Origin of the sequence: Denitrificimonas caeni, from assembly GCF_027498055.1 — a bacterium.
Lineage (GTDB): Bacteria > Pseudomonadota > Gammaproteobacteria > Pseudomonadales > Pseudomonadaceae > Denitrificimonas.
Genome location: NZ_CP114976.1, coordinates 877,676 through 890,019, shown reverse-complemented (window position 1 = coordinate 890,019; position 12,344 = coordinate 877,676). Strand labels below are relative to the sequence as shown.

Below are 12,344 nucleotides of genomic sequence, written 5' to 3'. Positions count from 1 at the left end.
ATGCATACATTTTTACTTGCGCCAACTGGGTTTGGCGTTGGCTTATCCTCGATTAGCCTCGGTGTTGTTCAAAGTCTTTTACGCTCTGGCTTAAAAGTTGGTTTCTTTAAACCCATCGCTCAGCCGCATTCCGGTGACACCGGCCCTGAACGTTCCAGCGCATTAATGGAAGCAGCGCACGGCATTCGCCAGCCCAAAGCCTTGTCTTTAGCTTATGTTGAACGCTTGATCGGTAATGGCCAGCTCGATGAGCTGATGGAAGAAATTGTCAGCATGCATCAGCAAATTCAAGCTGAGTACGACATTATTATTGTTGAGGGCATGACCCCCTCACGCCAAGCCAACTACGCTGAGCGGATCAACGCCTATTTAGCTAAAACCCTTGATGCTGAAGTGATTTTAGTCAGTGCCCCCACCAGCGATGACCTTAACGAGCTGTCCGACCGCATTGAAATGCAAGCACAGCTGTTTGGTGGCACCAAGGATCCAAAAGTACTTGGCGTTATTATTAACAAAGTAAATGACGCGCCAATTGCCGGCTTTATTGAGCGTTTAAAAAGCCACCTACCGGCACTGCGCAAAGGCGACCTGCACCTCATTGGCTGTATTGCAGCCAAAGAAGAGCTCAACAATGCCCGCACCAGCGACTTCGCTGAGTTGATCAAAGCTAAAGTGCACAATACCGGTGATATTGAGCAACGTCGCGTCCAAAAAGTCATTCTTTGCTCACGCACCGTGGCCAATATCGTGCCTTTACTGCAGCCTGGTGTGTTAGTGGTGTGCCCGGGTGACCGTGACGATATTATTTTAGCCACCAGCTTGGCGGAAATGAACGGAGTGTTATTGGCCGGTTTATTATTGACCGGTGACCTAACGCCCAACCCCAGCATTATAGATATTGGTGAGCGCGCCCTTAAAGGCGGCTTACCAGTTATGAGCGTACCCACTGGCTCTTACGATACTGCTTACAACCTAACCCGTTTGTACAAAGGTATTCCAATCAGCGATACCGAGCGGGCCAAAGCAGTGACCGACTACATTGCTGGCCACTTGGACCAAGACTGGCTCGCCGCGCGCTGCAAAACCACACGCCAATTGTTGTTATCACCGCCAGCGTTTCGCCATCAACTGGTTAAACGCGCACAAGCAGCCAACAAGCGCATTGTCTTACCTGAGGGTAATGAGCCGCGCACTATTCAAGCGGCGGCAATTTGCCAAAAACGTGGCATCGCCCGTTGCGTGCTGATTGCTAAGCCTGATGAAGTACACGCGATTGCTAAAGCACAAGGCATTGATTTGCCAGCTGACTTAGAAATTATCGACCCAGATAGCATTCGCCAGCGCTTTATCGCGCCCATGGTAGAGCTGCGTAAAGACAAAGGCTTAACCCCGCAACTGGCCAATGTGCAACTGGAAGATACTGTGGTGTTAGCCACCATGATGCTGGCAGAAGATGAAGTTGACGGTTTAGTTTCTGGCGCTGTGCATACCACGGCCAGCACCATCCGCCCTGCTCTGCAATTGATTAAAACTGCACCAGGCTACAACTTGGTGTCGTCAGTATTCTTTATGCTGCTGCCTGACCAAGTGCTGGTGTACGGTGACTGCGCAGTGAACCCTGATCCCAATGCCACACAACTGGCTGAAATTGCTCTGCAAAGTGCTGAATCGGCGCAAGCCTTTGGTATTGATCCCCGTGTTGCGATGATCAGCTACTCAACCGGTGACTCAGGTACCGGTGCTGAAGTAGAAAAAGTTCGCGAAGCAACACGCATCGCGCAAGAGCGTAATCCGGATATACCAATCGATGGTCCACTGCAATACGATGCTGCCAGCATTGAAAGCGTAGGCCGCTCAAAAGCACCGGACAGCTTAGTTGCAGGTCGCGCCACTGTGTTTATTTTCCCTGATCTAAACACCGGCAACACCACTTACAAAGCCGTACAGCGCAGTGCTAACGTCATCAGCGTTGGTCCCATGCTGCAAGGCTTGCGCAAGCCAGTCAACGATCTATCCCGCGGTGCTTTGGTTGACGACATTGTCTTCACCATTGCTTTAACTGCGATTCAAGCGGCGAATATGCCTTAAGCAAGACCGGCATTAAGAGTCACTGTTGCGTCCTGCGCAGTGACTCTTAAGTCTCATGCAATGCTTGCACTTCAGCACTGAAACGATAACCATACTCGGATAAAATCATATGTTTATGCCGCGCTGAGCGCATTATCCTGAGGTATTGCTTTTATGCTGCACGTTCTTCCGTCCTTAGTACGAGGCATAATTGCTTCATCAATTTTGGCACTCAATACTCTATTTTGGTGCTGGCCATTGTTTGCCTTGGCTTTATTAAAGCTGATTTTACCTTTTGCTCCCATTCAGCGCGCCTTACGCTTTGCCATGCACTGGATTGCCGAATCATGGATTGCGGTGAACTCGTTCTGGATGCGCCTCGTACAGCCCATCGAATGGGATGTTGAAGGGTTAGAGCAACTTGACCTAACCCATTCATGGCTCGTAACCAGCAACCACCAAAGCTGGGTGGATATTCTCGCCCTGCAATATCAATTTAACCGCCGCCTACCCTTTCTCAAATTTTTCTTAAAAAAAGAACTGATTTGGGTGCCGGTGATTGGCTTGTGCTGGTGGGCACTGGAGTTTCCTTTCATGAAACGCTACAGCAAAGCCTACCTTGCTAAGCACCCAGAAAAACAAGGCCAAGACCTTATCACCACACGCAAAGCCTGTGAGCGTTATAAAACCAATCCAGTCTCGGTCTTTAACTTCTTAGAAGGCACACGCTTCACCCCAGAAAAACACCAGCAGCAGAACTCTCCTTTTCAGCACTTGTTAAAACCCAAGGCTGGCGGCATTGCTTTTGTGCTGGATGCGATGGGCGAGCAACTGCACGGTCTAGTCAATGTCACCCTGTATTACCCGCAGGGTAAACCCGGACTATGGGACCTGCTCAGCGGAAAAATTCAGCGCATTGTGATGCGGGTCGAGGTGCTACCCATCCCAGAGCAATTCATTGGCCAAAGCTACGATCAAAACATGCAGTACCGCGCCCAATTCCAAGACTGGGTCAATCAACTTTGGCAAGACAAAGACCAACTCCTAACCCAGATAATCAACGCCGAGCAGTCAAAGCCAAACAGCTAAAAAGCCACTTGCCACCATAGTCGATAGCGCGCCACTGGGCGAACACTGGTGATGCGCGCTATACTTGGTCGCTTAATTCAAGCGCCTGCACTGTGCGTTAAGTCTCTTTAGCGTACCCACTGCCTGCTCATCTACACCGAGTCTGCTCGTTAAAAGCACTTGATGTTCCCTTCACACTAGAGGAGCGTTTCATGACCGTTATTAAGCAAGATGATTTGATCCAAAGCGTTGCTGACGCCTTGCAGTTTATTTCTTATTACCACCCGCTCGACTTTATTGAAGCCATGCATGAGGCCTATTTACGCGAAGAGTCAGCCTCAGCTAAAGATGCCATGGCGCAGATTTTGATTAACTCCCGCATGAGCGCCACTGGCCACCGTCCATTGTGCCAAGACACCGGTATTGTCACCGTGTTCGTCCGTGTGGGCATGGATGTACGCTGGGATGGCGCGACCATGAGCCTCGATGACATGATCAACGAAGGCGTGCGCCGTGCTTACCAGTTACCCGAAAACGTTTTGCGCGCTTCAATTTTAGCTGACCCAGCCGGTGCGCGTCGCAACACCAAAGACAACACCCCAGCCGTTATTCACTACTCTATCGTGCCGGGTAACACCGTTGAATTTGATATCGCAGCCAAAGGTGGCGGTTCAGAAAACAAAGCGCAAATGGCCATGCTCAACCCGTCCGACTCCATCGTTGACTGGGTGTTAGAGACAGTGCCAAAAATGGGTGCGGGCTGGTGTCCACCAGGCATGCTCGGCATTGGTATTGGCGGTACTGCAGAGAAAGCTGCGGTGATGGCCAAAGAAGTGCTGATGGAATCCATTGATATCCATGAACTGCAAGCCCGTGGCGCACAAAACCGCGTAGAAGAAATCCGCTTAGAACTGTTTGAGAAGGTCAACCAACTGGGTATTGGCGCTCAAGGCTTGGGCGGTCTCACCACCGTACTTGATGTAAAAATCATGGACTACCCAACCCACGCAGCTTCTTTGCCAGTGTGCATGATCCCTAACTGCGCCGCCACCCGTCACGCCAACTTTACCCTCGATGGTTCAGGTCCGGCAGTACTTGAAGCGCCATCTTTGGATGCCTTCCCGGATATCGTGTGGGAAGCCGGTCCTTCCGCACGCCGCGTCAATCTAGATACCTTAACGCCAGAAGAAGTACAAAGCTGGAAACCCGGTGAAACAGTCCTGCTCAACGGTAAGATGTTTACCGGCCGTGATGCGGCGCACAAGCGTATGGTGGATATGCTCAACAATGGTGAAGAGCTACCAGTGGACCTCAAAGGTCGCTTTATCTACTACGTGGGCCCGGTTGACCCAGTCGGCGATGAAGTGGTCGGACCGGCCGGCCCCACCACTGCTACACGGATGGACAAATTCACCCGTCAAATCCTTGAAAGCACAGGCTTGTTGGGCATGATTGGTAAATCTGAGCGCGGCCCTATTGCCATTGAAGCCATTAAAGACAATAAAGCGGTCTACCTGATGGCCGTCGGCGGTGCAGCTTACTTAGTCGCGCAGGCCATTAAGAAATCACGGGTTGCCGCCTTCCCTGAACTGGGTATGGAAGCCATCTACGAGTTTGATGTAGTAGATATGCCGGTAACCGTTGCGGTGGATACCTCAGGTGAGTCAGTACATATCACTGGTCCTGCCCTATGGCAGAAAAAGATCGCTGACAGCTTAGCCGTTGAGATTGAATAAACCCAACAGCAACGACCTCTAAACAGCATCGAGGCCGAGACTCAGTTCTCGGCCTTTTTATTTATTCGCAACTGCGCCTTATACACTGAGCAAAGCTCCAAGGCCTGGCTGCACACAAACTAAGAGTACACGCCCGTGGCCAACCGCCGTTACAGTTGTATCGCCTTGAGCAACCCAAAATCACCAACCAATGTTGGCTCAATTATGCGTGCCGCCGGCTGCTACGGCGTCAATAGCGTGTTTTATACCGGTGTGCGTTATGACCGCGCTAAAGACTTTATAACCGACACCAAAAAAGTGCACCAAGATGTGCCCTTGATCAACATTGATGACCTGCGCAAGATTCTACCGCTGGGCTGCACTCCAGTAGCCATTGAACTGGTGGAGGGCGCACGCCCCTTACCAGAGTACACCCACCCCGACCGTGCTTTATATATCTTCGGCCCAGAAGATGGCTCGCTGGATAAAGAAATTCGTGATTGGTGTGAGGACGTGGTGTATATCCCCACCAACGGCTGCATGAACTTGGCGGCAACCGTTAATGTCGTGCTCTACGATCGCCTTGCCAAAGGCTTAAATACCAAGTCAGGCCCGCTGTTTAAGTAGCCTTATAGCCAAAGCGGGTTAAACCGCTGATTTTTTATTCGGTTTCGGCAGCTTGCGTAGGCGCCACGCAGGCCATAACGCCAGTAGAAAAGCCAAGCCCAGCACGATAAAAGTACGCTCAAACGCCAGAGTTTCGGCCACAAAGTCACCGCCCAACGACTTATATTGCCACTCTAGATACACGGTTAATAAGTTAATCCCAAAAGCCCCACCCAACTGCCGCACAAAGGTCACAGCGCCAGCACCATAGGGCAACTCATCGACAGTGAGACTGTCCAAAGAAGCCATGCTCAACGCTGGCATAATCAAGCCAATACCCATGCGCCCTAAGCTGGCAATCACACACAACCATAAAAAACCGCTGCTAGCCCCCCAAATGCCATACCACACAGCTGACAAGGCAAAGAGAAATAAGCCTGCACACAACAGCCAAACAATAGCGATGCGGTCACACAGCCAGCCGCTCGCAAAGGAAGCTAAGCCAAGCAAAATACCTGCCGGCAATAACAACACCCCAGCGTCACCAGCGCTGTAGCCGTTGATAGTTTGCAGAAATAATGGGATTAAATAGGTCGAGCCATACAGACCTAAGCCTAACGCCAAGGCTACCCAGCTGGCACGTCGAAAAGCAGCCAAACGCCATAAACGCAAATGCAAAATGGGCTTTTTACTGCGCAGCGTGCGAATAAAAAACACCAGTGCACAGGCTGCAGTAATCAGCGCAAGCGTCACAACGCGCCAATCACCCCAGGCATACCGTGGCCCTTCAGAAATAGCCGCAAGACCAGCAAAGATGGCGGTCGTCAGCATGACAAAAGACAGCACATCCAAGCGTCTCGAGTTGGGATTTTGCTCATCAGGTAGGAGCCAATGCCCCGCTAGCATCAACACAAAACATACGGGTAAAGGTAACCAGAACGCAGACATCCAACCAAAATGATCGACTAAATAACCACCCACTGTCGGCCCAATACTCGGTGCAATCATTAAGCCAAGGCCGTACATACCTAAAGCTGCGCCACGCCCACCGCCGGCATACACGCGAAAAATAAGCACTGTTGCTAATGGCTGAATAATGCCCGCAGAGCCCCCTTGCAAAATACGCAAGATAATCAGTTGCCAACCCGCGGTGGCCATCAACGCCAGCACTGAGCATACGACAAACAAACCGATACTGAACTGCACTGTTAAGCGCGAGCCAAACTTAGCCTGTGCCCAAGCTGCCAGCAATAAGCCTGCAGTCATTGCCGCGAGAAAACCCGTTGCCAACCACTGCGCCAGCGGACGGCCCATACTAAACTCATCCATAATGGCCGGTAGTGCCACGTTAATGCTGGTCGAGGACAACACCATTACCATGCTGCCCAACATCAGTACACCTAATAACCAGACACGGTACAGGGCGCCAAAACGTGCGTTTAAACTGGCAAGATCTCGTTTCATGTATTCTTTTCTAAATTTGCCAACATTTGCGCATGTATTTGCTGACAGGTTTGAATGTCTTGCTCAGTCAAACCCGCGAAAATTTCTCGGCGTAATCCAGTGGCAATCACTTCGATTTCTGCAATTAAGGGGATTGCCGCGTCGGTCAGGGCAATTTTTTTAACCCGACGATCCTGCTCATCTGTTTGCCGCTCGATGAGCTGCTGTGCCTCTAAGGCATCTAGCAATCGAGCTAAGGTGGGATTTTCAACACCAACACTGCAGGCCAACTCACCTTGCGTGGGCAGAGCCTTGTCCCGCGCCAAGTGCAGTAATACTAACCAGCGTGCTTGAGACAGTCCAAGCTCAGCTAAGCGCCTATCCAGTTCAGCACGCCACGCACGGGATAATTGCGTGAGCTGCATTCCAAAACGGTGCTGTTCATACATGGTTACGAAGTCTCCAAGCTAATCGTGAGCAGACTAAGTATACCTAGATTAAAACACCCTGCGACAACAGTTCCTCCGTCTTATGTCGTATAAAGCGGAGGCTGCGCAGTCATTACTTAACGATGATACGTGCGGTTTCTAAGTAAACCGGCGCAACTTTCTGCAAGTCATCACGCTTGTAGGTTTCTGAGGCGATATGCACCTCTTCTAATGTTTCAGCCAGCTCTTCTAGCTCGCTGTTAATTTTTTCCAGAGCATTTTCTAAAGTGTAGGTCAGCTCATGGATAGCCTGCAGGTTTTCATTGGTCAACTCAGCAGCCAGTGCTGTTTCAAGACGATTATTGTACTCAGAAAAGTTTGCTACTGCAGTTTGCAGGTCAGGTGATGCCACGCCTTTAAAGTGATCTGGACGTTCAGCATCGGCAACGGCAACCCCTGCAACTGCCAAGCTAACCGCTAGTACTGCACCCTTGATTAAGTTTTTCATGCTTTGCCCTTAGTGAGGTTTTGTGTGCGAGCAAATTTAACAAACCGCCATACAAATAGCAATCATTATCATTAGCGTTAATTGTTATTTTAAAACGACAGCTCATACTTTTAAACTTGATTGACCGATCTTAACCAATGCTCATAACTTTTCTAACCACAAAAAAATACCCCGAACCAGTCGGGGTATTTTTAGCGTAACGATTGAGTTAACCGTTAGACAGTCTCACTTAGTGATCCTGTGCACCAGAGCGACCGATACCTGTCTGACTGCGTACAGTCAGTGCAGTAAATGCATCACGCTCTTTATCTGCACGGGCACTCTTATCAGTAACTGAGAAGAACCAGATCGTAAAGAACGCCAATGGAATCGAGAAGATACCTGGGTTCGGGAACGGTGTGATTGCTTCCGCGTTACCAAATACGTCAACCCAAACTGTGCTACTCAGAACAACCCACAGGGTGGCAAAGGCTAGACCTAAGAAACCACCGATGGTTGCGCCACGAGTCGTACATCCGCGCCAAGAGATCGACAGCACCAACACTGGGAAGTTAGCACTTGCGGCAATGGCGAAGGCTAAACCAACCATGAAGGCTACGTTCTGCTGTTCGAAAACAATACCCAGCAATACTGCCAAGACACCCAGCACCAGCGTGGAAATCTTAGAAATACGCATTTCTTGTTTTTCAGTTGAACGACCACGAGCAATAACGTTGGCGTACAAGTCGTGAGCAATCGCCGCAGCACCTGCTAGAGCTAGACCGGCCACTACCGCAACGATGGTTGCGAAAGTTACCGCAGCCAAGAAGCCTAGCAGCAAGCTACCACCAACAGCGTTAGCCAAGTGCACCGCAGCCATGTTGGTACCACCAATCAGCGTGGTTAACATGTTGCTGTTATCAGCCATCAAGCCATTAAAGTACTCAGGGTGACGAACCAGCAAGGCAATCGCACCAAAGCCAATGATAAAGGTCAGCAAGTAGAAGTAACCGATAAAGCTACTGGCCCAAATTACTGATTTACGAGCATCTTGAGCACTGGATACAGTGAAGAAGCGCATCAGAATATGTGGCAAACCTGCTGTACCAAAGGCTAGAGCCAAACCAAGTGACAGTGCGTTCAATGGGTTGCTGCTTACTGCAGCACCAGGCGCCATCAACTCTGATCCAGACGGATGCACTTTAACTGCTTCAGCCAGCATAGTATCTGGGTTCCAGTTAAAGGCCATGAGTACCAACCCTGCTAACAAGGTACCACCGGCAAGCATCAATACTGCTTTAATGATTTGTACCCATGTGGTTGCAGTCATACCGCCAAAGAACACATAAATCATCATTAGCGTACCAATGATAACCACGGCATAGTTGTACTCGATGCCAAACAGCAACACGATCAACTTACCCGCACCAACCATTTGCGCGATCAGGTACAGAGCAATAATTAGCAGTGAAGCACTGGCCGCTAGAACACGCATTGGTGTTTGCTCTAAACGGAACGCAGTTACGTCAGCAAAGTTAAAGCGTCCAAGGTTACGCAAACGCTCAGCAACTAAGAACATCACCACCGGCCAACCAAAGAGGAAGCCAATCGCATAAATGATGCCGTCAAAACCACTGACATACACCATACCGGCAATACCCAAGAAGGACGCAGCAGAAATATAGTCACCGGCAATGGCCAAGCCATTCTGGAAACCAGAAATACCACCACCAGCGGTATAGAAGTCTGAAGTGGTTTGTGTTTTACGTGCAGCCCACCAAGTAATCACCATGGTTCCGGCGATAAACACCAAAAACATAACAATTGCCGAGGTATTGGCTTGCCCTGTAGCAGCAAAAGCTGGCTGAGCAAACATGGAAAGCAAAGCTGTGCTTAAAAGAAACTTTTTCATTCCACGTCCCTCATAATCGCACTCAAGAGTGGGTCGAATATTTTATTCGAGAAGTAGGTGTATAAAGCGATCATAATAACCGCACTAAAGACCACCAGAATCCCGGTAAAAACACCCACACTCATGGTCCAGCCTGGACCTAGAGGTTGCGCGAAGACTTCAGGCAAGTACGCCAGAGTTAAAATAAACCCTGAGTAAATAGCCAAAGCTACCGCAAAAAAAATCATACTCACCCGGGTTCGACGCCGTACTAGCTCCGCATACTTTGGGTGCTTAAGCACCTTCTCAACAATTGTATCTTGCATTTAACTTCTCCTACTCAATCGAGCATGCGTATAGCTGCGCTATTTTGAGTGTATTTTATTGTTATCACTTACATGCAGGACACGGGCAATAACGCTTACCGCCGCGCATTGAACGTATACATTTATTGTGATTCTTTACTGCCTATTCCTCGTTTTAAAACTCGGAAGAAATTGCTGAACCCATCCAAGCTCTTAAACTGAGACGTATCCAACACTCAGCAGCGAACCGCTTCTGCACTGCATACACAGGATTGCTAATGTAAAGAATGTAGCGCTGAGGAACAGCCTACCTTGGTCTAAATCCTAAAGCAGCAGCCCAGAAAAGCAGTGAATATAGGATATCTACCATAGAAAAATAGACTAAAGAATCAAAAAAACGCTCAAGATTAAGGTGCTGTCATTGGCAACAGCACCTTAAATACAACCCTAGCGTTTTGGGCGTGCTGGTTATTGTTATGTTTTAAAGCGCCCGAGCAGCTCTTGTAAAGCACTGGCTAAACGTGCCACTTCATGGCTGGCTTCAGTCGTTTGTATCGCACCATCGGTTGTCTCAGTGGTTAAATCGTCGATGGCGACCACTGAACGGGTAATTTCTTCACTCACCGCGCTCTGTTCTTCGGCTGCGCTCGCAATTTGCACGTTCATATCATTAATGGTGCTAATGGCTTTCACAATCGACTCTAAGCAGGCAGTGGTTTTTAGCGTTTGCTCAACCCCAGCACGCGCCTCTGTGCGCCCAGCCTCCATCGCCTCCACAGCTTGCACCGCGCCACGTTGTAAGCGCGTAACCATATTGTTGATTTCTTCAGTGGAGTTTTGCGTGCGCGAGGCTAAAGTTCGTACCTCATCGGCAACCACAGCAAAACCACGCCCGGCCTCACCAGCCCGAGCGGCCTCAATAGCAGCGTTGAGCGCCAGCAAGTTGGTCTGCTCGGCAATGCTACGAATCACATCCAGCACACTGCCGATTTCTTCACTGTCTTTGGCCAGCGCTTCAATCACACCAGTGGCATGCTCAACCGCAGACGCTAGGCTTTCAATGGCCTCAATGGTTTGCAAGGAAACATCGCGCCCCACCAACGCTTCTTCATCAGCATGGTGCGCGGCATCTGCTGCCAAGCTAGCACTTTGCGCCACCTCATTGGCTGTGGCATGCATTTCATTCATTGCTGTGGCCACTAGAGAGATTTCATTTTGCTGCTTGCGCATGCTCTCACTGGTGTTTTCTGTCACCACTGAGGTTTCCTCACTGGCCGCTGCCAGCTGCTCAGCTGAGCGCCCCACATCATGTAAGGCACTTTGAAAACGCTCACCCATGTGATTAAAGGCTTGCGCCACTGAGCGCAGCTCATCATTACCAGGATAGGCAACCCGCACCGTAGTATCACCAGAGGCAATTTTTTCCGAAGCCTCACGCAGCAGTTTAACCGCCTGTTGGATACTGAGAATAACCCGCAAGGCCAGCAACAATAACAGACCACCACCAATAATTAAGACAAAGGCAAAGAGCTTGAGCGTTTGCTGATAACGCTGTTCACCCTTGCTATAAGCCTCTTGCGCATCAACCATTAAGTGATTCGACAACTCAACCATAACCTCACGCACTGCAGTCACGGCGGGGTTAACTTTAGTTAAAATCACTTGGTTGGCACGATAAAAGTCGCGATCATGGATTGCTTGCACAACAAGATCCACTGACTCTTGGCGCAAGACCCTTACACGCGCTCTTAAAGTTTCGTACATCTGCAACTCAGCACCCGTAAAGCCCAGAGCATCTAGCTCCTGCCAAGCCGCTTGATTCCGTGCCTGCCCTTCTTTAATGGTATCAAGGTGTAAACTCAAAGGATGATCATGCAGATCATAAAATGGCGAGTCTGGTGCATGCTGCAACGCCAGCAGTAGTTGTGTTCGAGTACCGTTAATATCAGAGAAAACATTATCCAGCAGTTTCATCGGCACCATATTTTCTTGGTAGATATCTTCTAGCGCCTTGTTTAAATCTTTAATCCCCATCAGCCCCACAGCAGCAACCAATGCAATTAGCAGCACCGAAATTGCCGTTAGCAAGATAAGTCGAGCTTTAAAAGTGATTTTATTAAGCATGTATTCCCTTCCGCTGCCAGCGAGCAGCGCACTCTCAATTGGCAATGTTAATTTTTAGAGCGAGGCTTTTCAGCAGTAGTATCATGCCCAACTTACTCGCCGACTCATCAGTGGCAGTATGCTATCAAACTTCGTGCGCGTCATAACGTCACACTTGCCTAGCAAAAACTATTATTTTTCACATTTCAGCCTATAAACCATAGCCTTAGA

General features: G+C 49.5%; 10 protein-coding genes. 4 read left to right on the top strand and 6 right to left on the bottom strand.

Annotation, left to right across the window (positions count from 1 at the left end; all coding sequences use genetic code 11):
- The 4 genes from pta (at position 1) to O6P33_RS04225 (ending at position 5,477) form a co-directional block, all read left to right on the top strand.
- Entirely contained in the window at positions 1-2,088 is a 2,088-nt protein-coding gene (pta, locus tag O6P33_RS04240) for a phosphate acetyltransferase (RefSeq protein WP_269819000.1), read from the top strand.
- A gap of 153 nt (positions 2,089-2,241) precedes the next feature.
- The gene (locus O6P33_RS04235) at positions 2,242-3,156 is read left to right on the top strand and encodes an acyltransferase (RefSeq protein ID WP_269818999.1); all 915 of its coding nucleotides are present in this window, start codon (positions 2,242-2,244) and stop codon (positions 3,154-3,156) included.
- A 191-nt stretch (positions 3,157-3,347) separates the two neighbouring features.
- Complete coding sequence (locus O6P33_RS04230; protein ID WP_269818998.1) at positions 3,348-4,871, top strand: fumarate hydratase; 1,524 nt, start codon at positions 3,348-3,350, stop codon at positions 4,869-4,871.
- Positions 4,872-5,006: 135 nt separating this feature from the next.
- Positions 5,007-5,477: an RNA methyltransferase gene (locus O6P33_RS04225; protein WP_269818997.1), complete on the top strand. Its 471-nt coding sequence runs from the start codon at positions 5,007-5,009 to the stop codon at positions 5,475-5,477.
- Between the two features lie 18 nt (positions 5,478-5,495).
- Here the strand turns inward: O6P33_RS04225 and O6P33_RS04220 are convergent, their stop codons facing one another.
- From O6P33_RS04220 to O6P33_RS04195, 6 genes are all read right to left on the bottom strand, one after another.
- Positions 5,496-6,920: a DHA2 family efflux MFS transporter permease subunit gene (locus O6P33_RS04220; protein ID WP_269818996.1), complete on the bottom strand. Its 1,425-nt coding sequence runs from the start codon at positions 6,918-6,920 to the stop codon at positions 5,496-5,498.
- Positions 6,917-7,348, bottom strand: coding sequence for a MarR family transcriptional regulator (locus tag O6P33_RS04215; protein WP_269818995.1), 432 nt, complete (start codon positions 7,346-7,348; stop codon positions 6,917-6,919). The genes O6P33_RS04220 and O6P33_RS04215 overlap by 4 nt, the downstream gene beginning before the upstream one ends.
- Positions 7,349-7,460: 112 nt before the next feature.
- Positions 7,461-7,835 carry a DUF6746 family protein gene (locus O6P33_RS04210; RefSeq protein WP_269818994.1) on the bottom strand — a complete coding sequence of 125 codons (375 nt, stop codon included), beginning with the start codon at positions 7,833-7,835 and terminating at the stop codon, positions 7,461-7,463.
- 229 nt (positions 7,836-8,064) lie between these two features.
- Complete coding sequence (gene actP, locus O6P33_RS04205) at positions 8,065-9,726, bottom strand: cation/acetate symporter ActP (RefSeq protein ID WP_269818993.1); 1,662 nt, start codon at positions 9,724-9,726, stop codon at positions 8,065-8,067.
- A complete protein-coding gene (locus O6P33_RS04200; RefSeq protein ID WP_269818992.1) occupies positions 9,723-10,031 on the bottom strand; it encodes a DUF485 domain-containing protein in 309 nt (102 codons plus the stop codon). Before O6P33_RS04200 ends, actP begins: the two co-directional genes overlap by 4 nt.
- Positions 10,032-10,484: 453 nt before the next feature.
- The gene (locus O6P33_RS04195) at positions 10,485-12,134 is read right to left on the bottom strand and encodes a methyl-accepting chemotaxis protein (RefSeq protein WP_269818991.1); all 1,650 of its coding nucleotides are present in this window, start codon (positions 12,132-12,134) and stop codon (positions 10,485-10,487) included.
- Between the last annotated feature and the right edge of the window lie 210 nt (positions 12,135-12,344).

Excerpts from the sequence above, each read along its gene's own strand:
- O6P33_RS04235 (WP_269818999.1), top strand. The coding sequence starts at position 2,242 with ATGCTGCACGTTCTTCCGTCCTTAGTACGAGGCATAATTGCTTCATCA.
- O6P33_RS04210 (WP_269818994.1), bottom strand. The coding sequence starts at position 7,835 with ATGAAAAACTTAATCAAGGGTGCAGTACTAGCGGTTAGCTTGGCAGTT.
- O6P33_RS04230 (WP_269818998.1), top strand. The coding sequence starts at position 3,348 with ATGACCGTTATTAAGCAAGATGATTTGATCCAAAGCGTTGCTGACGCC.
- pta (WP_269819000.1), top strand. The coding sequence starts at position 1 with ATGCATACATTTTTACTTGCGCCAACTGGGTTTGGCGTTGGCTTATCC.
- O6P33_RS04200 (WP_269818992.1), bottom strand. The coding sequence starts at position 10,031 with ATGCAAGATACAATTGTTGAGAAGGTGCTTAAGCACCCAAAGTATGCG.
- O6P33_RS04195 (WP_269818991.1), bottom strand. The coding sequence starts at position 12,134 with ATGCTTAATAAAATCACTTTTAAAGCTCGACTTATCTTGCTAACGGCA.
- actP (WP_269818993.1), bottom strand. The coding sequence starts at position 9,726 with ATGAAAAAGTTTCTTTTAAGCACAGCTTTGCTTTCCATGTTTGCTCAG.
- O6P33_RS04220 (WP_269818996.1), bottom strand. The coding sequence starts at position 6,920 with ATGAAACGAGATCTTGCCAGTTTAAACGCACGTTTTGGCGCCCTGTAC.
- O6P33_RS04215 (WP_269818995.1), bottom strand. The coding sequence starts at position 7,348 with ATGTATGAACAGCACCGTTTTGGAATGCAGCTCACGCAATTATCCCGT.